The following is a 26104-nucleotide window of genomic DNA, read 5'->3' as shown; positions in this document are numbered from 1 at the left end:
TCAGTATATATACGAAGAGATTGTGTAATGAACAATAAACCTCTTCGCGCTTTAATTGATTTGGATGATCCGGCTTGGCCTGTCATTCAAAAAATGATCAATCATGCAGAAAATTCTGTCACACTACTTACTGCGGAGAGGAAACGCAGTGAAGCTATTTTAAGTTATCTTCAAGTGACCACACATTCTACTTTAGGTGCGATTGCCTTCGAAACTGGAGGCATCTTGATTGATCGTGGCTGGCTGCGCTTTCTTGGATCTGGTAATGAACAGATGCAAGGAGATTTGCACTCTTGGAATATCCGTGATACAAACACTGGAGAAGCTTTAGTCGAAGATGCATTGATAGTCGCTCATGATATTATTGGTGGATTTTTTGCCATCAATGGTGGTGCGTTTCCTGGCAGAACAGGGAATATATTTTATTTTGCCCCGGATACGCTTCAATGGGAAGATACAAATAAATCCTATACACAATTTCTTGAATGGGCACTCATGGGAAGTTTAGATATATTTTATGAAAATATGCGCTGGCCTGATTGGGAAGAGGCTATTTCAACAATGAGTGGTGATAATGGAATATCGATCTATCCATTTCCATTTCTTAACCAGGAAACTCCGATCTCAAGTCGTTCACGTCGTATTGTTTCTATGCGTGAATTGTGGGATGTATATACTGATCTTTCAAAACAAATTGGCGATCTTCCGCCAGGAGCCAACATCCAATTTACTATAAAACGTGATAGTGAATGAATAAGTAAAGGAAGGCATGTATGGCAATCCTGGCTCATTTGGTCGCAACATCGGCCTCAGCGAAAAAATGGGATTCCTCTGACCTGATCACTTTTATTCGTGAGCTTCTCGATACAAGTATTTTTACTCTTCCGGCCGCCATCCTTGTTGGACAAGCTCGCTCTCTTCCATCTTATTGGGGTGATGCCACTGACTCTTATATTACGCCCAATGCTCCTGGATTTATGCTCGCTGTAGAAGATGCCGATTTCCCTCGAGATTTGATCTGGTACTATGGATCTGATAAGAGAGCATTCCTGGCAGCTCTTGAGCAGGTTCCTTTTGACGAAAAAGATTGCTGTATTAGCTTTCCCGGTGGATGGAATGGATGGGATGGTGCTGTGATATATGCGTTAAAGCAACCCTTTCTTCTTAATTTGCGAGGGCCTGAGAATATATTGATTCATCGTGACGTCACTTATTGCCTTATTTTCTTCTCAATGATAGGAGGAGGTGGAGGTGTGCCGGGTACTATCTTGCAAAAGCTCCTGATAAGCTATTTTGGACCTGATCTTTTTTTAGAAGAAGTGGTAGATTGGTAAAATTTTTCGAAAATACTCCAAAAGCAATCACTTTCAGCTCGGAAGATTGTGCTACCTTCTCAATAGGAGTAATGATGTGTCTTGGTATGAACTTGCAGAAAATCCACTGGCTATTACTAATCTTTATAGGACCGTTCCTTCTTTGGATGCAGTGAATATCTCCAAAATTACCTTTTTAGCAGACCGTCCGTCACTTAAAATCCTTGTAGAATTACCGTTTCCCGATCGTGTACCGCAGCGTTGGAAGTACCAAGGATATAATGCTATTTGCGCTGAGTTAGGGTTAAGCAAGCTTTTGTCTTTGCATATTATGCATAATGGTCCGCTTGATTCGGCATCTATACGCCTAGGAAAAACGGTAGAAGGGTTGATATCATTTAACGTTTATCACCAGCAGATATGTATCTTGCAAGGAGAGTCTGAAATATTTTATTTGTTGATAATCAAAATTAAAATATGATGAAAATAGTTATCAAGGAAAGAAATATATTCATGAGAGGATTTCGCTGCTTTATTTTAAAGATGTGAGAGGTAAAATATGTGGTATGAATATTGCGATAATGCCTTTTTGGTCACGAGTGTCTATACTCAGGTGCCGTCTTTAGAAATATTTCATTTGTATGAAATGCAGTGGCAGCCATCGTCATCTGTAATCCTTTTACGTGGCAATTTAAGCTGTTTTCCCGATGACTCCTTGGATTGGTCTCTTCCATATAATACTGCACAGATATGCTTGGAATTTAATGAAGTAATACTGGTTGAGATGTCTATTATTAATCCTCTCACTGACCTTATTGTACAAGTTAGTATAGAGAAAAATGATGAAGATCTAATATTATTTCAAATTGCGCGCATATGCGCATAACGCTAGAATTGTCTCTTTGAAAAAGTATATAATCTCTATTTAGAAAACCATCTTATTGTTATGCTCGTCTTTGGAATTTAATCCCTTGGAGGAGCATCTCTGGAGAGACGTTAGTTGGAAAAAGATTCGGAAAGAAGATACAGGTATTTTATGCTTTTTTTGAGAGAGAGGTACCAAAAATGGAAAGAGAAGATGGCGGTAACGGATGAGGATTTCGAACAGACCCCTGCAAACAAACGTGAGTATGCGAGCTGTAAAAGGACCCGCGGGAGTGTAGGCTTTATCGCGTGCCTGGGCTATGCATCGAGTGGTGTAATTGCTATTATTGGCATACTTATCTCTGGAGGTCCCTTATTTGGTGCATATTTAAAATCAGCAATCATGCTATATTGGGTCTTCTCTGCATTTGTTGTTTTCTATAGGACGGAAGAAATGTATCTTATCGATCGCCTCAATAGCTATAGAATCCCCAGAACTGCTGGAACCGCAGTAAGGAAATGGTTTCTTTTTATGCGGAGACGTGTTCTCTTCGGCTTGATCTATACAAGTCTCTTAGTTGTGGTGTGGAGGTTCCATCTCTAGCATATGGGACTATCATGGACACCATCCTCAAGTGCTTGCTTTGGTACATTTGCCGTGAAAAGCAAAAAAATATCCTCTCAAGTCCATTTATCATTTATACTTAAAAGAGGGTTATTCTCTTTATAGTTGAAGAAATATTTTTAAGACCATAGGCAATAATCTCATTAAGGTTATTTTATGTTACAGACATTCAATCATTATTCTATTACTGAGCACATCGCGCGAAAATTTGCCTGGGATACCTACCGCTCGCACCCCATACAAGAACCTGAGCATACGGTGATCCTCAAGATTTTTGATGCGGAATGCCTCAATCCAGCTGCTACGGCTGAGTACTTTCAGAGCACGCAGACACGGCTCCAGCAACTGAGGCATCCCGCGCTGGTACCTGTGCTTGATTTTGGCATTGAGCAGGGACAGCTTTATATTGTTACTGAATACCTGCCTGGTGGATCTCTGCGCACGTATTTGCAGCAGCGTATTTCACATCGCCTGACGCAGGATGAAACATTTCACATCCTGACGCGTATCGGACAGGCTATTATCTATGCGCATACACAACACACATTACATCTGAACATCAGACCTGAAAATATTTTCCTGACGGAAACAGGGGATGTTCTCCTGACCGATTTTAATTTGCATGACCTTATCGGCGAAAAAAAGCTGGAGCAAAAACTTGCAGATAGCACGATCAGCTATCTGGCCCCGGAACAACTCACAGGCTTGATTTCAGAGCAGCTTGCACAAACAATTAATAAAACTGCGCCGGAACAATTAGCCGCCAGTATTGGTCCGCAGAGTGATCAATATGCGCTGGGTTGCCTTCTCTATGAGCTACTGACGGGCACCGTACCATTTGCCGTCAATGACCTTCTATTCTTCTGGCAACACGTTCCACGCACGCCCTCTGCTATTGTCTCGACGCTCCCCCACACTGTCGATACGGTGATAATGCGGGCACTCTCAAAAAGGCCCTCAGAGCGTTATGCTGATGTGGCTACATTTCTGGCGGCACTCTCCTCGGCCATATATCCGGAGCCGCCAGCCTTTCCATTCGCCCATATCACCAGAGAACTTAAGCCAGCGGCATCGACTTCAAAAACAGATGAAATACTACTCCCGCCACAGCTCGTTCTTGGTACGACCTATAAAGAAAAAAAACGCCAGCATACTCCCACACCGGCCCAATCGCCGACCAGTAAGGAAACGCTCCGTGCTCAGCCTGCACGAGATAGCGATACGAAGCGCTCCACTGGCGGCAACTATCAATCAGGCACCGAGTACGTTGATAACTTTTTTCAGCGACAGCAGCCTCCTGTCATGCCCATTGAGCCTGTGCCCCATCCTGAAGCGTCGCATATAGCTGCGGAGATCGAAAGCTCAGAAGACGACCCATCTCCTGACAACCATAGCGCAGATCTGGATCAAACAGCCTCCTCATTGGACACAACCAACGTCCCGCCTGAGATCCCTGAAAATGAATACTATACTTTTGATACGGAGCCAGATCCTCTGGAGGAAATCAGCACTACGCCGCTTATTTCACAACCGGAAGAGATTAGTCCTCTTCATTTCACAGCACAAAAAGAACCAGATCCTCAGGAAGAGATGAGCTCTGCGCGACTCACGGCACAGAACGAGCCAGATCCTCGCGAAGAGGTCAGCACTGTACCGCCTATCACACTATATGAGCTCGATATGCTTGAGGAGGAGCTTTTAGGCTTTACGCCAGCGTCTCTAGAGAATGTTAAGAACTCTTCTGGCATGTTACCGAGCGTGCGTATCGCCTCGGATGAGCACACGCAGATACAGCAACCTCGTCCCATACAGGAAGACGATGCGCTCATGATGCCTCTTGCCATGGCATCCGCAACGGACCTTGATCAGTTTGAGGATGAGTATGGACAAATACCGCAGCTCTCTCCCATACAGGACGACGAATTTCTTGCCATCCTCACCTCCATGCCACCTGCCACTACCTCATATCTTGACCAATCCCGTGACGAGCATGTGCAAAGCACTATCGTAGATGATCCTCCCCTGATTTTGCCTGCGCCATCTCCCGTTGAGATCGTGCCAGAAAAAAGGAGATCTAGCAGGAGTAAGCGTGCCAGTGCGGTGGATGTGAAGCCTGTATCCATGCCACCACTACGTCGCGAGAAGCGTAGATCTACTATTTTGCTCATAATAGCTCTACTCTGCGGCATTGCTGCAACTCTGCTTGCCTCTATGTTTAATCCAGCAACTATTGTCGTGGCTCTGCAACAGACGCAAGCCACACCGACGATGCTTGCCCGACTCATTCCAACCGCTACGCAAGGGACAACGGGTATACAGTTAGCGACACCCACAATCGCGCCCACGCGTAAAGCGACACCCACGCATAAAGCGACGCCAAAACCGACGGCGACGCCCAGGCCGACGGCGACACCGGTGTCGACGGCGACGCCATTGCCACCTGGACAAGTGGTTAACAACCCTCCACCCACACCCACACCGATACCCACGGCGACGCCAAAACCAGCGCCGACGGCTACCGCCACGAATGTGGCACGTAACGCTACCGTCACCGCCAGTAGTTCCGAACCAAATAATGGCTGGTCGCTGGCTGCTGTACATGATGGACAAAGGGCAGAGACCAGCTCTTCACCAGGCTGGTCAAGTAACGGTGATATCGTTGCCAATCATAGCGAAACGTTACAATTTGACCTGGGCAGCCAGCAATATATCGATGAAATGGACTTTTATCTCTGTACCAATAGTGGCGCAGCTGGCTATGGTATGCCCGTCAACTTTACCATCGATGTCTCAAATGACGCGCAGAGCTGGACCACCGTTGCGTCACGTACGAATTATCCTGCGCCGACCACGACTGCATTACAAGGTTTTGGTTTTAGCTTACAAAACGTACGCTATATTCGCATTGTCGGAAGCAGTCTGCGACAGAGCTCAGGCGATAACAATCTGTATCGCATGCAGTTTGCCGAAGTTGAGGTCTATTAATCTCATCCTCCTTAAGGATGATATTTGCTCCAGGCTCCGAGTCGATGCTGCTATCGGCTTTGGAGCCTGGGGCAGATTCTCTAGGCGATAAACTCCTGTGCGAAGCGCCGAATCGGAGCGAGGTTGAGAGGTTCAGGAAATCTGAATACCAACTCGTGTGTACCGGCCTCCTCGTACTCAGCGATCCGCTTGCGGATAGTCTCCGGACTGCCCACCAGGGCTGAGGAATTTATATAGTCCTTCATGCCAGCGGGAACTTTCGCCAGCGCCTGCTCATCGGTATCCTCAATGATGCAGATCAGCCCCACCGTGCAATGGATACTTCGATAGTCACGTCCAACGGCCTCGCAATGCTTTTTGAGCACCGACAACTTATGCCGAATTGTGGCAGGATCGCCGGACAAGTTGCAGGCATCGCCGTACTGTGCCACCTGTTTGAGCGTGACCTGTTCGCCGCTACCAGCGATCAGTAAGGGGATGTGCGGTCGCTGTATCCCTTTTGGCTGATTGATGGCTCCATGTACCTGATAATACTTCCCCTCAAATGTGGCCTCTTCCTGTGTCCACATCGCGAGGATAATCTGAACGGCTTCGCTCAATTGTCCTGATAACACAGAGGTTTTCGGCTGCTCGTGACCATAATAGGCGTGGAACTGATCCGCTCGAAGCGGAGTGCCGGACCCGATGCCTAATGTAAGTCGACCATGGCTGATTACATCCACGGTACTTGCCATTTTTGCCAGCAGCGCGGGATGTCGATAGAGATTATTGGTCGCCATCTGGCCGATGCGGATACGACTGGTATCGCGTGCCAGAGCTGCCGTCGTCGTCCAGCACTCAAAGAAAAAGTCTTCCAATGATTGTATCGCTCCGGATGTATTTCCAGCCCAGCCTGCTGACCACAGGAAATCGGACGTCCAGATGGTATCGTATCCTGCTTCCTCGTAGGTTCTGGCAATATTCGTGACAGTCTCGTAAGCCTCCAAAGGATCTTTTATCCCTGCCAGCTCTCCCACCCCGCCATGCGGTAACGCCGCGCCAAACTTCATAGACATAAAGCTCTCTTTTCTTTTTTTGCAAGAAAATATCTTGCCCTTTTCAAACGATATGATAACCTATCGTATCATCACGGCAAAGCCATGTCAAAGGGGTCAAGCGAAGCGAAGACATCGTAGCGTTGCACGCTTGCGTGCGATGTCCCAGTGACTCGTATGAGACGGCAGGACCTCGGCGCACCAAATGAGCAGGCAGGAGGCGAGGTGAAAGCAAATATGCTAGAATAGAATCTCTCATATCGTTAATCTGTCATTCATAGAAAAGTGTGCCAAAGTCGGAAGGAATGAAGGAACCCATGCGAACGTGGTCTGATGATCATCCGAAAGCTCGCCTGCTTGAGCGCAAGCAGGAAGCGATCAGAGTTGCGGCGAAAGAGCTATTCCTCCAGCATGGATACGCCGATACGACGATGGAAATGGTAGCCGCGCAGGCTCATGTGTCCATTATGACGCTCTATCGCCATTTTCGCGGGAAAGACATCCTCTTTCAGGAGGTAATCCGGCATCTCTGCGACCAGCAAGAACGAGATGGTCAGGGAATGCTCGGGCAAGGGGCTCCGATCGAGGTACTGCATCAATTGGGAATGGGAAGACTCACTCATGCTTTCAGCGCGGAGGAGATTGCCCTGTATCAAGTCATTCTTGGCGCGATAGAACACTTCCCCGAAGTGGGACAGATGTATTATCACCTGAGCCTTGAAAAAGCCATCAACCCGCTGAGCGCCTATCTGCAAGAACTGGATCGCCAGGGAAGCTTATGCATTCCTGATCCAGATTTCTCCGCGCAAGCTTTTTTTGCCTTACTGGAAGGACGGCTCGTCGAGCGTGCACGCCTGGGGATAAAACCTTTTCCTACCAATAAAGAGATTGAGCAGCACGTTGACGCCTGCGTCACATTTTTCCTGGCAGCCCATCGTCCCCAGTAGCGTCATCGCGTCGACGTCTCATTGGAGACGTTCATGCAAACAGATCCGGAAGGCGATGGAGTGACACGCCCACCGACGTAGCGCCGTGGTCTTGTGCCCGGCGGCCTCGTGACGTACGTAACGTTCGCTTTGGTCACTCAATATTGAGATGAGGAACCTTTTCATATGTGAACTGGTCGCCGGGCACAAGATCACGGCGCTACGTCGGACTCCCAGACATCTTACAAATCATCGTTCGAGAACGGAATCTGGATCTCATCGAGTCCGATCAAGCCTTTCTTGATGGCATAGATCGCCGCCTGCGTGCGATGTGCCAGTTGTAATTTTGTCAGGATGTTGCCAATATGCGTTTTGACGGTCTCTTCGGTAATCACAAGTGTCTCTGCGATCTGTCGATTCTTCTGTCCGAGTGCGAGTTGTCTCAGGACAGCCAGTTCGCGCTCGGTCAGCCTGGCATTATGCCGGCTTGTCTGAGTGAGCTCCTGCATCAGAGCGCTGGCAATCCTTGGATCGAGTAACGACTGTCCACGCATAGCAGCGCGAATAGTCTCGATCAGGAGCTCTGGATCGGCTTCTTTGCGTACATACCCGATGGCTCCTGCCCGCAGGGAGGCTATAACGTGTGAGTCGTCGGCTGAACTGGTCAGGACAACGATCCGGACGTTGGGGGTAAGCTCGCGTATGCGTCGGATCGTTTCTACGCCATCGATACCACCGGGCATCAACATATCCACCACCGCCACGTGCGGCAACCACGTCTCAATCGCCAGTAGGGCCTCTTCGCCGCTGCTCGCCTCGCCAATCACATGGAGATCCTCACTCATTTCGAGAACGCTTTTGAGACCCTTACGGACCATTCGGTGATCATCGATCAGTACAATCGTAATCGGTTCCTGCATGACTTTCTTCCTCGTGAAAATTAGCTTTTTGCTGTAATGCGCGCACGCCAGAGAAGCATCTGGCGCAGGTCGACTGTTATCCCCAGAAAGATGCAAAAGAAAATAAATAGGATGTAATATGCTAACCAGTGCCAGAAGGTATCCACCAGCATATGAACAAGTGTGTTCTGGATGATTAGTGGTGTAAGCAGGCCGAGAAAAATGATGCTGCGCCAGCGTATAGAGGTCTGTCGCTGCTTGATATCCGTAGCGAGTCCATGTGGTGATAGCAGCGCGTAGAAGCGATTCTGTGAGCGCTGGAAATTCCGATATACGTAGAGATAGGATAGCAACAATGCCGATGTAAACACGGAGAAACATATCCCCATCTGCCACCAGGGCGTCCTGGCCGCTAAGATCATGCCCCAGAGTACGACATTCGCTAAGGAGAAGATGAGCAAACGCATAAAACTGATCCAGCCGACCTGCTCATGAAAATGGAAGCCGCGTACTTGTAGATCATCCTCGCCGTGGTAGAGTCGCATACGTACAATGGCTAGATGGGCGCGGATCAGGCCGTAGAGCATAAATATTATGCAGGCAGCTAAGAGAAATACACATAATCCTTTTGTTTGCAGCTGGGCATTCGCCGTAAATAGTGCCAGATTGACCATGAGTAAGATCAAGGTAAAAATTGCCACCGTTGAACGTATCTGTAGCCCCTCTCGTACGTGCTCGATAGTTTTTTGTCGCGCCAATTCTTGCTGCTCGCTCTGCTCTTTCATCGCGAGCGGCAACAGGAGTGGCACCTGGATTTGAAGCGTCGTACCCTTGCCCATCGCACTCTCGATCTGCACCTGCCCGTTCAGCGTGCGTACCCGCTCCTGGATATTGGCTAATCCCATCCCTTTTTGAGCGCTTTGGGGATCGAAACCCTGCCCATCGTCATGGATCATTACCAGCAGCGCTTGATCATCGGCTGCGATAGTACATTGGACCTGGCGGGCTCGCGCGTGACGTGCAATATTAGCAAATCCCTCCTGGATAATGCGAAAGATGGCTTCTTGCATCTCTAGTGGACAGCGGTCACTGCCTGGAAGTATGGCAATATCGGCTTCTACCCTGACTCCACTGCGATATTCTAGCGCCATCGCCTGCGTCTGGACCGCCTCGCTGAGCGTTGTATGCTCCAGAGCGACCGAACGGAACTGCTGCAATAATGCCTGCATCTCCACTTGAGCCTCGTTGGCGCTACTCTGGATATCCTCGATGGCTGCCTGAGCTTTAGTCAGATTCCCCTGCACATGAGCTCTTGCTGCAATCGCGCTCATACGGATACTAAAGAGCTGCTGCTTAATCGAATCATGCATCTCGCGTGCCAGACGATTACGCTCTTCCAGAGCGGCCGCCTCACTTGTCTGGCGAAGCAACTGCTCATGGTATCCAAGCGCCAGCTCTTCCCTTTGGACGACGGATGCTAGCGAGTTGAAAAGAGGAAGAAGTGGCCAATGCCAAAATGTCTGCGAGCACTCAACTTTTTTGCCCTCGGCCAGACGCATCAGTGAGAGATAGAGCATGAATAAACGATATTGCATATTTGCCGTTGTCAATAATCCAACGACGACGCTACATATGAGCGTCAGTACAATGCTGAGCACAGGCGTACTGCCCGCTATACTCAACCAATGTAGCAAGACGAGATCGGTCGTCCCCACGAGCAGATAACTACCTGCCAGCTGGATCGTGATGCTTTTATTTGTCTCGCCCCCGCCACGTACAAACTGCTGCTGCATAGGGACCTCTTCCATTTCCTTTTCTCTTCCCGCATTGATCGTGAGTTGTTTCAGGATATTTCTAGTATAGCTGCAATCACTTCTCACGTCATCACTGATAAGTTCGAGTTTTTTCTGGCTCTTTTGGGGGAGCGAAAGCTGGTTCTTTTGTTTGAGGAAAGAAACTCTGGATGTCTCTATACTTGTGTCGGAACAGCTTACTATTCATTTGAAAAAGTGAGGAGACACAGGATTCTATGCACGATGCTGAAGTAACGGTGCAGTCACCTGCTGCTACCGATCATAATGTACCAGATAAGAACCAGCAAAAGCTCTCGCTCTGGCAGCGTATCGCTTTGGGGGTACTACTCTTATTGGCTGTTTGTTTGAATTTTTTGCGCCTGGGACAAAATCATTACGGAGATATCACGACTGGCGTGAACAGTTATTATGCGGCGGCTGTGCAGAGCATGTCGCAGAGTTGGTACAATTTCTTTTTTGCCTCCTTTGATCCGGGTGGATTTTTGGCGATCGATAAGCCGCCGCTGGGCTTCTGGATACAGGTGCTAAGCACACGGATCTTTGGTTTTAGTGCCTGGAGCCTGCTTGTACCTCAGGCGCTGGCAGGCGTTGGAGCGATTATCATCCTGTTTATATTGATCCGACGTAGCTTTGGTCCAAATGCGGGCTTGTTGGCGGCGCTGGCCCTGACGTTGACGCCTATTAGTGTGGTGACCAGTCGGAATAATACCATCGATAGCCTGCTTGTGCTGGTGATGCTGTTGGCTGCCTGGGCACTCTCTCTGGCCATCGAAACGGGGCGCTTGCGCTGGCTCGTTGTGTGTGCGGCCCTGATTGGATTGGGATTCAATATCAAGATGCTTGAAGCTTATCTGATCCTGCCAGCCTTCGCTTTGACCTATCTACTGAGCGCGGCTGGACGCTGGCGGCAACGTTTGCTCCACCTGCTCCTTGCCACGCTTGTGCTGCTACTCATCTCTTTTTCCTGGATTACTATCGTTGATCTGGTACCTGCGGGGCAGCGTCCGTATGTTAGCTCGACGCAGCATGATTCTGAGCTGGAGTTGGCGCTGGGATATAATGGCGTGAGCCGTGCCTTTGGTATCGGTAGTAATACTGATTCTACAGGCGGCCAGAGTGCAGGCACAGTGAATACCACCAATATATTGGTCACTTTTGGTCTTGCCAGTACCGGCCTACCAGGTCCACTACGGCTGATTGGTCCATTACTTGGCGGTCAGATCGGCTGGCTGTTGCCGTTCGCGCTGATTGGCCTGCTTGCCGCCTGTGTCGCGTACAAGTGGAGGCGACCTTTTCTGGCTGTAAGTCCATATGCGCGAGGCTTGCTCCTCTGGGGAAGCTGGTTTATTACTCTGCTGATCTTCTTTAGCGTAGCATTTTTCGATCATCCCTATTATCTGGTAACCTTTGCGCCGGCGCTTAGTGCCCTGGTTGGGATCGGTGGCGTCGCGATGTATCGGGCGTATCGAGCGCGCACTGGCTGGCAATGCTGGCTGTTGCCGCTCTCCTTGATTGTAACGGCGTTGGTTCAGGCGAGCATTTTGTTACATTTTTCTCTTCTTAATCATCTCTTTGCACAGATGATTGTTATCTTGAGTATTGTGCTGACTGTACTGTTGGTCATTGGGCTGATCGTAAAGAGTTTTCCTGGACTCAAGATAGCTCGTCCCATCTTTATTATAAGCTTTATCGTGTTGTTACTTGCTCCAGCTTTTTGGTCCGAGTTGCCTCTGGCCATCGGCACGGATACCGTGAATCCAACTGGCGGCCTGCCCCAGCCTCTTACCGTATTAGTGCTAATTGCCCATGCATTGATCCCGGAAAGTGCCCACGCGCAGCCAGCGCTGGAGCAGTACCTGACGGAGAATAAGGGGCAGACGCGTTATCTGGTAGCTACTATGAACGCTCCAACCGCCGCTCCGTTCATCCTTGATACTGGCCAGCCGGTGCTGGCCTTTGGAGGCTACAATAGCTTCGATCAGATCCTGACCGCTCAGCAAACTGCGGCGCTGGTGCAACAGAACCAGATACGTTTTTTTCTGTTACCGGTCTTTACTCCGATTAAATTAGGGACGCTATCTCCAACGGCGCGTCAGGAATTGAAGTCAATTCTGCCTGCAAACAATCAGGAAACACTAGTTGTACAGCCGCAGCCAGCACTTTCGCAATGGGTCACTGCTCATTGCAAGATCGTTCCGCGGACAGTGGCCGAGCCGGGATCTAGCGGCCCTGCCGATAGCGTCGATCTTGGCGAAGGATCTACGGTCAAGACACAATTATTCGATTGTGCTGCCGCACAGTAATTTTTTCTCTTTGTTTCTTCACTATGGAATTTGCATCAGGAGCTGCATCGCTGTGAGTGTCTGCTGCCACGCTGAAGAGGCTGGATCGATCACATCGAAGTGTGTGGCATCAGACATCTCGATCAGCATGATCTGATCGCCAGCGGCTCTGGCTTTTTTGGCGTAATCCTGACTGACAATCAGTGGGACACTATCATCGTTTGTGCCATGAACGAGGATCTGTGGTATCCCCAGGGGTAACATCGCGGCCGGCGAAGCGTCCCTGTAGCGGCCAGGGACGTTCGTCGGCTTGCCGCCCAGGAGCTCGCGAGCTGCATGCCTGCCCAGGTTGAGCCGTTCGGAATGAATCAGATCTACGACGCCTGCCAGACTGACTGCTCCTCTTAACGTAAGAGGAGTCTCCGTGGTTCTGAGCTGACTCCCTTCTGACAGTCGATGCCTGGCAGCCAGCCAGTAGGCGAGATGACCTCCAGCAGAATGTCCGACGGCGATGATCCGCTTCGCATCCAGTCGATAGGTAGAGGCAATTGTGCTCAAATAGTCGGCGGCCTGAGCCACATCCAGCAGGGTGCCCGGCCAGGCTCCGCCCTGATCTCCGATACGCCGATATTCGATGTTCCAGACGGCTATGCCACGTTGGACCAGATCATGGGCCAGTGGTCGCATGAGTGTGAGATCATAAGGATTACGCCAGAAGCCTCCATGGATCAGCATCACGACTGGATAGTTGCCTGTTCCTTCCGGCAAATAGAGTTTGCCATGTTGGAGCTTGTCTGTTCCATAGGAGAGTTTATAGGTAAGGGGTTCGTTATAAGCAGAAGATGTATTCGGCTCCATTGTCTATACCTTTCGCCCAGATTGAGATTATACTTGCAGTATAACAGGCTCTGCTTGTGATCGATAGAAAGCAGGAGAATTGTAACGTAAGAGAAGAGGAGTTTTCGGGGCATGGAGAGAAAAGAGGTTGAAATCTACCTGCAAGAGCTGGGCGATGAGCTGGAGCTTAAAGGATTGCAGTCGCCGGTCCGTGTGATGATTGTGGGTGGAGTAGCGATGCTCTTCCTGGCTTTTAATCGCGAGTCGACCGAGGATGTCGATGTGGTGTTGATGGATATTGAGGGCGATTCTTCAACTAATCCGACGCCGGAGACCAAATTCTTTAAGGCTGCTGTGCATGCCGTTGCAAAGCGCTATCAGATGAAGCGCACGTGGATCAATGATGATGTGGCCTATTTTATCCGCGATATGGCTCCCAATCCAGAAGCCAGGCTCTGGCGCGAGTTTAAGAAGCTGCATGTCTATCTGCCCTCAAAAGAATACATCCTGGCGCTCAAGCTGATGGTCTATCGACAGAAGGACATGGCTGATATCGATGCACTGATGAGTCAGCTCAATGTGACCACGCGTGAACAGGCTCAGGCGATTGTGGATCATTTTATCCCCGATGAAGCCTGGAAAGAGCAGTATCAGTTGGAGGATACTTTAGATGAATTATTTTAGTGCTCTGTTTCGTCGTGATATAAAAAAGGATTGAACTGTCACTTGAGTCGCGAGAATTGAATCATTCCTGCAAATTGATTGGTCCGCATGATACAATAGAAGGGTGAAGATAAGAGCGAGCGAGGTAAACTTATGAAGACATGTACTGAATTGCAAACAATCGCAATTTCATACCAGGAAATTTGCGCGGGTGCTGATCCCTGGTTGCCACTGGGAAATTTCATGAACGATTTCTTCGGTAACTTTCCTGAATTACGCGAAGAAATGGTCCTCGATCCCGTCCAGATGCCAGACGAGCCGACCGAAGATGAATTTCGTTGGGCAGTTTTCTGTGCGGCCTCTGTTGAGTATCTCTGCCAGAAATATGAAGTTCCTATCCCCGACTGGGCCATGAATCCCGCCTATACGCTGACCGAACCCTGGTACTATTCGCGCGGAGCACACAAACCCAACGTTCGCGAACGTCTCGAACGTGATACCCCTGAGCCGTTTGTCAGGCGCAACATCTATTGTGGTGGTCGCGTCTTCGCCAACAAATATGAGCTAGCTGCTGAGCTACGCCAGCGCAAATCCGCGTAATAGTATCTACACATCGATCTGGCGTATCCTCTCTTCCGGGAGCATGTATTCATGCTACCCGATGTTTTCATGCGTTTACCACAAATAAGCGTCGTACGTGAGCGTACGGCGCTTATTTTTTCCCTGGTCGACATTTATCTTTATCTTTTCTCCTCTGGCTCCGTTTTGGGTGTTGGCGTAATGCCGGGTTGTGCTGGAGGTGTGCTCTGAACTGGCTGTGCTTGAACGTTTGGCTGGGGCGCTGGCGTGTACGCTGCCGGAGGTGGCCCATAAAAAAATGGAGGTGGTCCATAATGAGGGCTCGTGGGCGCCGGCGGAGTGTTGGGTGGGGTCACGGCAGAGATATATTGACCGACGTAACCACCAATCCAGCCGAAGGCTATGCCAGCGCCAATGGCAAGTACCATCGTTTCCGCGCCGACGCCGATGGCCTCCCAGGCGGTTGCGAGTGGCTGGCCTCCCGTGGAGTTGCTGAGGCTAAGTGTGATGACGAGCACGTGCGATACTGATGCAATCAGACTGGCAAAGATGCCACTGAATAAACCATTTTTGGTAGCTTGATTGAGGTCGCCAGTGCGCTTGCCGACCCAAATTCCCAGAAAAAAGAAGCCGATGATCCAGATGATCGGCGAGACCAGAAAGAGGAAGGCGGTAATTGATGGTGTGGAGGTGATCCCCGATGTGAGTGGCATGGAGAGTATCCACACGATACCTTGGAAGATGCCCAGGCAGATGCCTAGAATGAATGTGACACGCAGGATGGCACTGCGCTCAGCTACTTGTGATTGTGTGACCATGACAGATATCCTTTCTGTTTTGTAACAGAGCATGTTCAATGATTTTTCGCCCATCAATATTTTTACTCATATGAGTGTAATATGCTGCAAGAAATCCATTGACTTGATCTGGATATATTGTAATGTACACGTATGTGCCCTCACAGTGTGCCTGCTCATGAGTTTGTCGGTGTGCCGAATAGTGATAATTGGATGCGAGACCTGACGCTACGTTGGCCGGTCGGGACTGCCGAGGGAGAAACGGGTCACCTCGTTGCTCAACAAGATGGGCTGGCATTTCACCTCGCTGGTATGCATATCCACAATGTTTATTGAGGCTGCTCCAGGAGCTGTTCTTCTGGTTGGAGCGTATCTACAGGTGCGCGTAACCTTTGCAGGCGACGGATCTCGGGCCAGATGGCGGCGACGAGCGCTACGACTACGATGGTACCGAGTCCTCCGCCTGCGACCGCCAGGACTGGTCCGAAGAGCTGCGCGGCGAGTCCTGACTCAAATCCGCCCAGCTGGTTCGAGGTTCCGATGAAGAGCGAGCTGACCGAACTGACGCGTCCACGCATCTCGTCGGGGGTGCGCACGAGGACAAGTGTCGAGCGGATCACGACGCTAATATTGTCGCATGCGCCGAGCATGAAGAGGGCCAATAGTGAGAGCCAGAACCACTGCGAGATCCCAAAGATAATCGTCGCGACCCCAAAGCCGGCGACGGCGAACAGCAACGTTGGACCGGCTTTCGTGAACGGTGGTCGAGAGGCCAGGAAGAGTGCCATACAGACAGCTCCAATCGAATCTGCTGCCTGTAGCCATCCCAGGCCAACGGGACCAACGTGCAGGATATTTTTCGCGAAGATCGGCAGTAGCGTGGTTGCGCCTCCCAGCAGGACCGCAAATAGATCGAGAGTAATAGCTGCCAGCATGATCTGTGTATGTCCGAGGAAACGTAAGCCTTCGGCTAAGGACTCCAGGGTCTTCTTTTCGAGTACGCGTCCCGCTCTGCGTCGCACGCGCATCAAGATCAGTAAGGTGGCACAGATCGTGAAGGCGCCCGCACTTACGAGGTAGACGATGGTGGCACCATTAAAGATTCCAATTAAGAAGCCGCCAGAAGCTGGTCCAATCACCGATGCGAGCTGCGAGATACTACTTCTCCAGGTCGTAGCGTTCTCGTACGCATCTTCTTGCACCACTTGAGAGATAAGTACTTGTCCGGCAGGTAGATTAAATGTCTGGGCGCAGCCCATCAGTATCAGACAGCCATAGACAAGCAGCAATGGGCCGGTAAAATAGGATAATGCAGCCAGACCAAGGGATGCAATCAGCAAGGTTGCCTGAGACAGTATCGCAATCAGCTTGCGGTCATAGCGGTCGACGATATCGCCTGCGGGCAGCGAGAGTAAGATAATCGGGATCACTTGAGCTAATCCGACGCCTCCCAGAACGAGGGCTGAGCCTGTTCGGTTGTAGAGCTCCCAGCCGATGGCAACAGTGATCATTTGCTGTCCGAACATGGCCAGGAAATTGCCGCTGATAAGTAGACGGAAGTCGCGAAAGCGCAATGCGCCGTAGGAGTCGTGAGGATTGTGTACCGTTTCGGTCGATGATGCTGGTGTCAGGGCTTTGTTTCGTTTCACGTTAGTTTACTCGCTATCCATTCACCTGTTCCCATTGTTTTCTGGAAGCGACAAGGTCAAATCTCTAAGAGGTCGTAGGTGGCGCGTTGAAATGGGATATGATGATCAATAATGGGTCAATGTAGTGTCTGGCGCATATTTGCATACGCCATTGTAGAAATAAACGCAGCATAACGTCTCATCACTAACAGTATAAGGCGAAGCGCCAGCACTTGTCAAAAAGACAGTGTTGGCGCTTCGCCTTATGATGAGCGGGCAAAGCTTATTCAGGCGAGAGGAATGCTCTGTTTAAAGTGAAAGAGATTGCCGGGATCATAGCTCTTCTTTACTTGCTTGAGTCGTGCCAGATTGCTTCCGTAGTACGCCTGCTGCCAGTTGGATAGGTCTGGATCAATGTAATTCTGATAGGCGCTACCACTGGCATAAGGACGCATGGCCTGCCAGGTGTCGTTGAGCCAGGAGAGGTTTGCTGCGATCGTGGACGATGAACCATCGGCGGGCCAGCTGCCAGTATATTGGATCGAGAAGAGTGTGTTGCGATGCACAAAGGCAGACGCATCCTTGGCGACGCGGTTGATAGCTCCGCCGGAGGCATCGATGCCAATCCCACTGCCGCCGGGTACCGAAGATGCCTGACTCTGGTTGATGGCATTGATCAAGATATCAATGCCTTTGGCTGGCAGCTTGGACGTGAAGAAGTCAGATTTCGCTTGTGAGGTATCGCGTGGTACCTGTCCTTGTGGATTCTGGCTGGGTAGGTGACATTCATCGACTGTCTTGTTATAGCAGCCTGCTTCATAGAGCATAATGTTGAGTACGCTATCGCTTGTGACATAGTTACTGGCTGGCTGCGTGCCAATGCTATTTGTCAGCTGTTGGAGTAGCGGACTTAAGCCATCGGTCGAGCCTACATAGACACCATTCACCTCTACAATCGGACCGCTGTTCTTATCGTTGTTGGTCAGAAGCACGCAGCCAGACCATATCTCGTCAGGCGCTGCTGGAGCCCAGTTTTGCCAGGCGTTAACCACAGCTGCGGCACTGCTCCACGGCCAGGTAAGTGTGAAGCGCGTCAGCGTTGGAGCTGGATAGGTACGAAACGTGAAGGAGGTTACCACTCCAAAGTTGCCGCCGCCACCGCCGCGCAAAGCCCAGAAGAGATCCGCGTTGTGGCTGGAATCGCAGGTGACAAGCTGTCCATTTGCCAGCACCACCTGGGCGGAGAGTAGATTATCGCTTGTCAGGCCAAACTTACGACCAATCACACCGATCCCACCACCCATTGCCAATCCTGCGATACCCACCGTCGGGCAGGAGCCTGCCGGAAGAATGCGATTATGTTGCGTGAGCGTAGAATAGACATCCACCAGCTTGGCGCCACTTCCTATCGTCGCGTTTCCTGAGTTCGCATCGATCGTCACACTATTCATCTTCGTCACATCGAGTACCAGCCCCTTCGTGGTCGAATAGCCGGCATAAGAATGGCCACCCGAGCGAGCTGCGATGGTCAGGTTATATTTGCTCACAAAGTTCACCGCTGCTTGAACATCTTTGGGGGACGCGCAATAGGCAATGGCGGCTGGCTGGGTCGTAAATTGCGTATGATAGAGCAGCAGTGAGGTTCCATATTGTGCGCTGCCTGGGCGTACCAGTGTTCCCTGTAAACTTTTTGAGAAATCTGTCCAGGCAGCCTCATTGAGAACAGGAGTGGGAGTTGGTGTCTCTGCTGGCTTGTTTGTTGGAGACGTTTTGACCGGAATATATGGAGTAGCACTTGCCGATGAGTCTGGCTGTGGCTGGCAAGCTCCTAATATGATCGGTAGCGATCCTGCCGCGCAGAGCGAGAGAAACTCTCGGCGACGTATGTGAGCATCTTCAATCCATCCCTTGATATCCTGTTGCTTTTTCATACTTTTTCCTTTTTATGTATCACAATGTTATCCAAACAACATGATGTAGCGTACTTTTTCACCGATTATCTCTGTGAGCAAATTTGTTTTGAAGCATACCGTGTGCTTGATAGATAGATTCTAATATAAATACGTCAGTTGTTCTATGCACAGCTTCACACTTTGGAAGGAAATCAGATCATAGCTCTATGACTTTCTTTTACCTATGTGTTACTCTTTGTTTTAGCTGATAAAAGAAAATCATTTTTAAATAATCGTCAATGAAACGAATAACGACCAGCCATATGAGTACAAGGAGAAGACATAATGAGTATCTGGCAAGCGCTGCCACGCCAGCGATTACTCGCGGAGCTGTCGCTGTGGTCCGCCGATCTTATTCATCTTGCTGATGAGATGGATCGCATGGAGCCGTATGCGGATCTCTATCATATCGACGTGGCGGATGGGCACTTTGTACCTCTGCTCTTATTCTTTCCGGACCTGGTTGCGCGACTACGACCTCTGACCAGTACACTCTTTCATGTCCATTTGATGACTGAAGGGGCGGTACTTTTGCAGCAGATTGGAGACTTCGCCAGTGCTGGTGCCAATCTCATTACGCTGCACGTGGAGAATGGGGAGGCCGTACCGGAGGCATTGGATCTTCTACAACGGCAGCATGTCCAGGCGGGGCTTGCGCTGGGACTAACTACTCCTCTCGAAGCGGTCGTCCCCTATCTCGATCGCGTTGAGCTCGTGACGATGATGGGGACCGTGATCGGTCTCAAAGGACAGGATCTGGCAGCAGAAGCATGTCCACGGATTCGAGCCATGCGACAGCTCTTGCGCACGCATGGATATGCTGATCGCGTCAGGATAGCTGCTGATGGCGGCATTCGCGAACGGACCGTCCCCGCTTTACGCGCAGCCGGAGCCGATACCGTTGTCATGGGATCGCTGGCCTACGGCAGCCGCGATCTTGAGCAGACATTTCGTTGGCTACGCTCTCTGCCTGTACCGATACCGGGATGAAGCTGTTTGAACCTTGCAAGTCTGATGGTAAATCACTAGAGAGCAGGAGAGGCAACTATGGAGAAAGAAGCACGATTACTCAAAGTTGGGATCGTAGGAGCCGGTCCAATCTCGCAGGCGGCCCATTTTGAATCCTGCCGCAAGGCACGGAACGTCGAATTATACGCTATCTGTGACCTGGCGGAAGATCTGGTCTCACAGATGGCCGCGATCCATCATCCTCGCGTCACCTATCTGGATTACGATGAGATGCTGGCCGATCCCAACGTCGAAGCGGTCATCGTAGCCACTGCTGATCAGTTCCATGCCGCCATGACCTCCAGAGCGCTGTCTGCTGGCAAGCATGTTCTGGTCGAAAAGCCGCTGGGAGTCAGCGTTGAGGAGTGTGAGGCACTGCGCAAGGATGTTCAGGCATCGGGACTGGTGCTCCAGGTCGGGACAATGAAGCGCTTTGATCCGGGCATCGCCTTTGCACATCGCTTTATCCAGGACGAGATTGGGCAGCTTCTCGCGCTCAAAGCCTGGTACTGCGACTCGACGTATCGGTATATCGAGACCGATAATCTGCAACCGCTGATGGTGACGAGTAGCCATGTGCGGCGACCGGCTGGCAATCCGAAAGCGGACAGGCAACGCTACTATTTATTGGGGCACGGCAGTCATCTTGTTGATACGGCCCGTTTTCTTGGTGGAGAGATCGTACGTGTCCAGGCCAGACTGGTGGAAAAGTTTGGTGCCTACTGCTGGTTCGTGGCGGTAGAATTCGCCGATGGCAGTGTTGGTCATCTTGATCTGACCATGGCTGTACGTATGGACTGGCATGAGGGTTTCCAGATTTATGGCGAGCATGGAAGCGTGCTTGGCAAGACCTTGAATCCCTGGTATCTGCGTTCCAGCGAGGTAGAATGTTTCAGCGAGCGTGATGGTCAATATCATCGCGTCCTTGGAGCCGATGCCCATGCCTACAAGCTACAACTAGAGGGCTTTGCTGAGACGATCTTGCATGGGATGCCTCAACATGGAGCCAATGTAGAGGATGGCGCTGAAGCCGTACGTACCCTGGTTGCTATCGCCCGCTCCGTCGAGGTGGATGCCTGGGTCTCAATCGCTGACGTCACAGGAGATGTATAATGCAGCTCGGAATTTTTGCTCGCACATTTGCTCGTTCCACTGTTGAAGAGGTCTTCGACGCTGTAAAAGAGCATGGACTGAACTGTACCCAATTCAACTTATCCTGTGCTGGTGTGCCAACCCTCCCGGAAGAAATTGATCCCTTACTGGTTGCACGTATCCATCAGGCTGCACAGAGTCGAGATATTGAGATCGCGGCTGTTTCTGGCACCTATAACATGATTCATCCTGATCCGCAGCAGCGCCAACAGGGCCTGAGCCGCCTACGGACTCTGGCAGCCGCCTGTCATGGACTGGGGACCAACGTCATCACGCTCTGTACAGGCACCCGTGATCCCGTTGACATGTGGCATTGGCATCCTGAGAACGCCTCCCCTCAGGCATGGACTGATCTCCTCCACGCGACAGAAGCAGCTCTGACCATCGCTGAGGCTGAGCATGTGACGCTGGCCTTTGAACCAGAGCGGGCCAATGTTGTGAATAGCGCTGTACAGGGACACGCCTTACTGTCTGCTATGCGATCTCCACATCTGAAAGTGATCATCGACCCGGCGAACCTGATCCTGCCGGGCGACGAAACACAAAGGCGTCACATAATGGATGAAGCATTTGACTTGCTGGGAGAATACATCATCATCGCCCATGCCAAGGATCGAGGACCCGACGATACGTTCCTACCTGCCGGGCAGGGCCTGCTTGATTATGAACATTACATCTATCTCCTCCGCAAAATCTCCTTTGCTGGTCCTCTGATCATCCATGGCTTGCCCGAAGAGCAGGTGGATAAGACCCTTAAGTTTCTTTATGAGCGCATGAATTTTATCAAGTGATAAAATTTGGTGCAAAATATGTACTCAAAACCTCATCTTCATTCGTCTATATAATTGAGTATGTCTGGAAAATGAGAGATTCCAATGGCTGCCTGAACGCTGCTCGTCGCAATTATTTCTTAAATTCTCTTTTGCCAGATATACTTGCGCGATACATATGGCGTTCAATAGCTTATCAAGTGATAAAGGAGTGCACGATGGCGTTAGACTCTCAACCCGCTCAGGAGTCGCACAGTGTGCCTGATCCCGCTTATAAATGGCGCGTTTTAGCGTCGGTTGTGATTGGCCTCTTCATGGTCATCCTCGATTCCACAGTTATCAACGTTGCTTTAAAAACCCTCCAGCAGCACTACTCCGTGTCGACGGATGAGGCTCAGTGGGTGATCAGTTTATACACGCTGGCATTGGGTATCTCAACACCGTTGTCAGGCTTTCTGGGCGATCGTTTTGGTATCAAGCGTATCTACCTGCTGGGATTGACTCTCTTTGTGATTGGCTCGCTTTGTTCTGGATTAGCTCAAACGTTGCCGCTCCTGATCGCGGCGCGTGCTATTCAAGGTATCGGTGGTGGTATCGCGTTACCGCTTGGGACGGCGCTTCTCTTTCGAGCTTTTCCCCCCGGACAGCGTGGAGCTGCCTTTGGTATTTTTGGTATCGTCCTGGTTTTCGCCCCGGCGATAGGGCCACTGCTGGGCGGCTGGCTGGTCGATCGCGATATGCTCTCCTGGATTTTCTTCTTGAACCTGCCAATCGGAGCCATTGGCCTGATCGTTGGAGGCCTCTCCTTACATGAAGCTCCAGGTTCCAAAGCTGTCCGAGCGAATATTCCGGGAATTATCCTCTCCGCCCTGGGCTTTGGAGCTATTCTCTTTGCCACCTCCATTGCGGGTCAGCAGGGAGTCGGTTGGGGAGATGCACGCGTGCTAACCAGTTTTGCCATCGGTTTTGTCTCCCTGGCGGTATTCGCTGTGCTGGAACTGCGCTCATCGAATCCGCTGCTGGATCTGCGTCTGTATGCGATCCCCAGCTTTACCATCGCCAGTATTGCCAGCATGGTTGGTATCATTGCTCTGTTTGGAGCTGAATTTCTGTTGCCACTCTACCTGCAAATTCTGCGTGGAGAGACGGCCTTTCAGGCCGGACTGACCTTATTACCTCTGGCCATCGCATCGGCCATTTCAGGCTTGATCGGTGGTCGTATCACAGACCGTATTGGCCCTCGTATCCCCATCGTCATCGGCTTTTTGCTGATCACGTACAATACCTATCAACTGGCACAGATCAAGATCGATACCAGCCTGACATTCATCACATTCTTGCTGGTAATACGCGGTATTGCGGTTGGACTGATTATCCAGAATAGTCAGCTGGCAGCTTTATGGAACGTGCCGCCTGCGCGGATCAATCGAGCGACGCCACTACTGCAAGCGACACGGCAGACGATGCAATCGATTGGTGTTGCCGTACTGGCGACCATCCTCACCAGTGCTGTCACGATTGCCATCCCGGCCAACATCCCGAGTAGTGGAGACATTGCCAAGCTACCACCGGCCACGCAAGCTGTCATCATGCAGAGCATCCACCAGTTTCAGAACCAGTATATTACTGGATTGGAGCATGCATATACAGTGACCTGTATTGTTGCCATCCTGGCGGCGATACTCTCGTTCTTCCTACCGGGCTGGCCTGGCAAGTACAAGCTAGATAAGGAGTCGGAGCCAGTGGTGCAGCAAGCAGCGGCGCAGCCCGACGTGGCCGTGTGAGATCGGTCAAAGCGCTGAAAACGTTCTAGAGGAGTTTATGCTCGCGGGCATAAATCACAGCTTGCGTGCGATCGCGTAATCCGAGGCGGCTGAACAGGTGGGCCAGATGGTTTTTGACCGTTCCTTCGCTGATGATCAGATGTTCAGCCACTTCGCGATTGGTGGCGCCCGTGGCGATCAGACGTAGAATCTCGCGTTCGCGTCTGGTCAGTCTGGATTCTGTGCTGCTTTCGCTGGCCGATGGGGAGGATGGAAGGGCTGCTGTGACTTCAGCTAACTTTGTCTCTTGTGTGGGCGTTGCGGGCTGCTTGATGAAGCGTTCGATGACAGAGGCATCCAGTTGATAGACTCCTCTGAGCGCTGCGAAGATGGAGGCCGTCAGATCTGAGATCGGCAGGTCTTTGAGCAGATAGCCACGAGCTCCTGTGCGTAAGGCGTCTTTCACATAGTCGTTGTCATCGAAGGTCGTGAGCATGAGGATACAGCACTTTGGCAGTTGCTTGAGGATCTGTGTAGTGGCTTCAACGCCATTCATCACAGGCATGCGCACATCCATCAGGATAACATCCGGCTTCAGGGCGAGCGCTTGTTCTACCGCCTCCTGTCCGTCGGCCGCCGTCCCAACCACGGTCAATCCTCGCTGGACATACAGCAGTGAGGCAATCCCATCGCGCACCAGCCGTTGATCATCGACGACCAGCACACGAATTACCTCAGAATGTGTATCGGCACTGCTTTGCTCAAATTGCTCCATATGATCCTCTTTCCGCCAGCACGGATGCTTCCTCTGGAATATCCCTCTGTGCTGAGGTACTAATTGTCGCTGTTAGATCGGTTCCCTGTCCAGGAGTGCTCTCTAGTTCTAAGACGCCATTAACCAGCATCAAGCGCTCTTGTATACCCAGGATACCATAACTTTGCTGATTTTTTTCTGCTTGCAGAAGTATAGAGGCATCAAAGCCAACGCCATTATCGCTCATATGCAGGCACGCTTCCTGGGAGTCAAATGTGAGCGCGATCTGTACGTGGCTGGCCTGAGCATGGCGTTGAATATTGGTACAGCCTTCCTGAGCGATGCGGTAGATAGTGGTTAATATGTGTCTGGAAAAGGCTTCTTCATTCCCTGTCACAAAAAAATCAACGCTCAGACCATTCTGGCGTAGCTGTTCTGCGAGCAGTGTGATCTCGCGCACGCAAGAAAAAGGTAGTTCTGCCGTACGCAGCGTGCTGACAGAACGGCGTACATCCTGTAACGCCTCCTTTGCCACGTCGCGGGCATCCCGAACAGCTTGCTGCGCCTCTTGTGGATGCTCTGCCTGATACACAAGTGCCTTCTCCAATTGTACATGAATGGCTGTAAGTGAGTGTCCCAGACTGTCATGGATCTCACGCGCCAGGCGGTTGCGCTCCTCTATGGTTGCGAGAGTGGCTACTTGTTCTGCATAGATATGCAGTTGCTGATGTGAGCGCCTCACTTCTTCCAGCAATTCTTCTGCGCGTATGCGACTTTGATATTCACGCAGTTGCCCATCTCTCTCATGCAAGATCCCCTGAGCCTTTAAGACACTCCAGATACAGATGATACAGAAAATGCACAAAGAATCGAGGCTGATGCCATTTTGATCGATACGTGGATCAAGATTGAAGGATGCGATGTAGACAATAATGACCAATGCAGCCATTGTATAAGCGGCCTTAGGTCCAAAGTAGAGCATGGTGCGATATGGCAAGATAAGATAGAGCATAGTTGTATAAGCGGGCGACAGCAGGATTGCCAGAGAGATACAAAGACAGCGCAGGCATAGAAATAATGTCGCAGGAAGTCCTGGTGTTTTGTTGCCATACTGTCGATATTCTAAATGGTCAAGCAAGGACAGCGAGAGAATCAGCAATATAAAAAAAGGTATCAGCCACCAGGTTGCGCTCTGGATGAGTCCTAGAATGCCGAGCGCGAGTCCGATGAGATAGATAAAGGCGCTACTCGCATCCGCGTTTGCCATGGGAAGTAGTCTGCGCCAACCTGAGGACGTTTTCCTGTTTCCGACTTGCCAATCGCTCTTTCTGTTCATCTTAATTTCCTCTTACACCTGTGCTAATGGCATGATATTGTTACATCCTTGCCTGGGCTGCAAAGATGGAAAGAGGGGCGTCTCCTCTTCCATCTTATTATGAGCATCATAGAAGAAAATAAG

At 50.6% G+C, this 26104-nt stretch carries 23 protein-coding genes; 14 read left to right on the top strand and 9 right to left on the bottom strand.

Annotated features, from left to right (window positions below; translation table 11 throughout):
- The first annotated feature begins 27 nt into the window (after positions 1-27).
- From AC27N8_RS07450 to AC27N8_RS07430, 5 genes are all read left to right on the top strand, one after another.
- On the top strand, positions 28-753 hold the full coding sequence (locus AC27N8_RS07450; protein ID WP_487065526.1) for a DUF2625 family protein: 726 nt from the start codon (positions 28-30) through the stop codon (positions 751-753).
- Between the two features lie 20 nt (positions 754-773).
- Positions 774-1334: a hypothetical protein gene (locus AC27N8_RS07445; RefSeq protein ID WP_487065525.1), complete on the top strand. Its 561-nt coding sequence runs from the start codon at positions 774-776 to the stop codon at positions 1332-1334.
- A gap of 76 nt (positions 1335-1410) precedes the next feature.
- Positions 1411-1794, top strand: coding sequence for an Imm50 family immunity protein (locus AC27N8_RS07440; RefSeq protein ID WP_487065523.1), 384 nt, complete (start codon positions 1411-1413; stop codon positions 1792-1794).
- Positions 1795-2313: 519 nt separating this feature from the next.
- Complete coding sequence (locus tag AC27N8_RS07435; RefSeq protein ID WP_487065521.1) at positions 2314-2781, top strand: hypothetical protein; 468 nt, start codon at positions 2314-2316, stop codon at positions 2779-2781.
- Between the two features lie 177 nt (positions 2782-2958).
- Complete coding sequence (locus AC27N8_RS07430) at positions 2959-5787, top strand: protein kinase domain-containing protein (RefSeq protein WP_487065519.1); 2829 nt, start codon at positions 2959-2961, stop codon at positions 5785-5787.
- 80 nt (positions 5788-5867) lie between these two features.
- On the opposite strand, the gene AC27N8_RS07425 is transcribed toward AC27N8_RS07430, so the two are convergent.
- Positions 5868-6842 carry an LLM class flavin-dependent oxidoreductase gene (locus tag AC27N8_RS07425; RefSeq protein ID WP_487065517.1) on the bottom strand — a complete coding sequence of 325 codons (975 nt, stop codon included), beginning with the start codon at positions 6840-6842 and terminating at the stop codon, positions 5868-5870.
- A 296-nt stretch (positions 6843-7138) separates the two neighbouring features.
- On the opposite strand from AC27N8_RS07425, the gene AC27N8_RS07420 reads away from it, so the two are divergent.
- Positions 7139-7768, top strand: coding sequence for a TetR/AcrR family transcriptional regulator (locus tag AC27N8_RS07420; protein WP_487065515.1), 630 nt, complete (start codon positions 7139-7141; stop codon positions 7766-7768).
- 221 nt (positions 7769-7989) lie between these two features.
- Here AC27N8_RS07420 and AC27N8_RS07415 read toward each other — a convergent pair whose 3' ends face one another.
- Together AC27N8_RS07415 and AC27N8_RS07410 are read right to left on the bottom strand one after the other, a co-directional pair.
- On the bottom strand, positions 7990-8667 hold the full coding sequence (locus AC27N8_RS07415) for a response regulator (RefSeq protein WP_487065513.1): 678 nt from the start codon (positions 8665-8667) through the stop codon (positions 7990-7992).
- Positions 8668-8687: 20 nt separating this feature from the next.
- Positions 8688-10454 (bottom strand): sensor histidine kinase, encoded by a 1767-nt coding sequence (locus AC27N8_RS07410; RefSeq protein ID WP_487065511.1) that lies wholly within the window; start codon positions 10452-10454, stop codon positions 8688-8690.
- Between the two features lie 221 nt (positions 10455-10675).
- Here AC27N8_RS07410 and AC27N8_RS07405 point away from each other — a divergent pair, with 221 nt between their 5' ends.
- A complete protein-coding gene (locus AC27N8_RS07405; RefSeq protein ID WP_487065509.1) occupies positions 10676-12763 on the top strand; it encodes a glycosyltransferase family 39 protein in 2088 nt (695 codons plus the stop codon).
- Positions 12764-12784: 21 nt separating this feature from the next.
- Here AC27N8_RS07405 and AC27N8_RS07400 read toward each other — a convergent pair whose 3' ends face one another.
- Positions 12785-13600 carry an alpha/beta hydrolase family protein gene (locus tag AC27N8_RS07400; protein WP_487065507.1) on the bottom strand — a complete coding sequence of 272 codons (816 nt, stop codon included), beginning with the start codon at positions 13598-13600 and terminating at the stop codon, positions 12785-12787.
- Between the two features lie 111 nt (positions 13601-13711).
- Here AC27N8_RS07400 and AC27N8_RS07395 point away from each other — a divergent pair, with 111 nt between their 5' ends.
- Positions 13712-14263 carry a DUF6036 family nucleotidyltransferase gene (locus tag AC27N8_RS07395; protein WP_487065505.1) on the top strand — a complete coding sequence of 184 codons (552 nt, stop codon included), beginning with the start codon at positions 13712-13714 and terminating at the stop codon, positions 14261-14263.
- A gap of 132 nt (positions 14264-14395) precedes the next feature.
- Positions 14396-14842, top strand: coding sequence for a hypothetical protein (locus AC27N8_RS07390; RefSeq protein ID WP_487065503.1), 447 nt, complete (start codon positions 14396-14398; stop codon positions 14840-14842).
- Between the two features lie 140 nt (positions 14843-14982).
- Here the strand turns inward: AC27N8_RS07390 and AC27N8_RS07385 are convergent, their stop codons facing one another.
- On the bottom strand, positions 14983-15639 hold the full coding sequence (locus tag AC27N8_RS07385) for a hypothetical protein (RefSeq protein WP_487065501.1): 657 nt from the start codon (positions 15637-15639) through the stop codon (positions 14983-14985).
- A 171-nt stretch (positions 15640-15810) separates the two neighbouring features.
- Between AC27N8_RS07385 and AC27N8_RS07380 the strand changes: the two genes are divergently transcribed.
- Positions 15811-15954, top strand: coding sequence for a hypothetical protein (locus AC27N8_RS07380; protein ID WP_487065499.1), 144 nt, complete (start codon positions 15811-15813; stop codon positions 15952-15954).
- Here AC27N8_RS07380 and AC27N8_RS07375 read toward each other — a convergent pair.
- A complete protein-coding gene (locus tag AC27N8_RS07375; RefSeq protein ID WP_487065497.1) occupies positions 15948-17267 on the bottom strand; it encodes an MFS transporter in 1320 nt (439 codons plus the stop codon). The two genes, AC27N8_RS07380 and AC27N8_RS07375, sit on opposite strands and share 7 nt — an antisense overlap.
- A 266-nt stretch (positions 17268-17533) precedes the next feature.
- Positions 17534-19177 (bottom strand): FAD-binding oxidoreductase, encoded by a 1644-nt coding sequence (locus AC27N8_RS07370; protein ID WP_487065495.1) that lies wholly within the window; start codon positions 19175-19177, stop codon positions 17534-17536.
- A gap of 306 nt (positions 19178-19483) precedes the next feature.
- Between AC27N8_RS07370 and AC27N8_RS07365 the strand changes: the two genes are divergently transcribed.
- The 4 genes from AC27N8_RS07365 to AC27N8_RS07350 all read left to right on the top strand — a co-directional run bounded on the left by AC27N8_RS07365 (position 19484) and on the right by AC27N8_RS07350 (position 23912).
- A complete protein-coding gene (locus tag AC27N8_RS07365) occupies positions 19484-20188 on the top strand; it encodes a ribulose-phosphate 3-epimerase (RefSeq protein WP_487065493.1) in 705 nt (234 codons plus the stop codon).
- 57 nt (positions 20189-20245) lie between these two features.
- Positions 20246-21319 (top strand): Gfo/Idh/MocA family protein, encoded by a 1074-nt coding sequence (locus AC27N8_RS07360; RefSeq protein ID WP_487065491.1) that lies wholly within the window; start codon positions 20246-20248, stop codon positions 21317-21319.
- Entirely contained in the window at positions 21319-22149 is an 831-nt protein-coding gene (locus AC27N8_RS07355) for a sugar phosphate isomerase/epimerase family protein (RefSeq protein ID WP_487065489.1), read from the top strand. Before AC27N8_RS07360 ends, AC27N8_RS07355 begins: the two co-directional genes overlap by 1 nt.
- Before the next feature lie 197 nt (positions 22150-22346).
- The gene (locus AC27N8_RS07350) at positions 22347-23912 is read left to right on the top strand and encodes a DHA2 family efflux MFS transporter permease subunit (protein WP_487065487.1); all 1566 of its coding nucleotides are present in this window, start codon (positions 22347-22349) and stop codon (positions 23910-23912) included.
- Positions 23913-23937: 25 nt separating this feature from the next.
- Here the strand turns inward: AC27N8_RS07350 and AC27N8_RS07345 are convergent, their stop codons facing one another.
- On the bottom strand, positions 23938-24666 hold the full coding sequence (locus AC27N8_RS07345; protein WP_487065485.1) for a response regulator: 729 nt from the start codon (positions 24664-24666) through the stop codon (positions 23938-23940).
- Positions 24653-25981, bottom strand: a complete 1329-nt coding sequence (locus AC27N8_RS07340) for a sensor histidine kinase (RefSeq protein ID WP_487065483.1) — start codon at positions 25979-25981, stop codon at positions 24653-24655. The genes AC27N8_RS07345 and AC27N8_RS07340 overlap by 14 nt, the downstream gene beginning before the upstream one ends.
- Positions 25982-26104 lie beyond the last annotated feature (123 nt).

The sequence above is a fragment of the Dictyobacter sp. Z7_2 genome, assembly GCF_057551105.1.
This window is presented reverse-complemented; position numbering and strand designations above follow the sequence as displayed.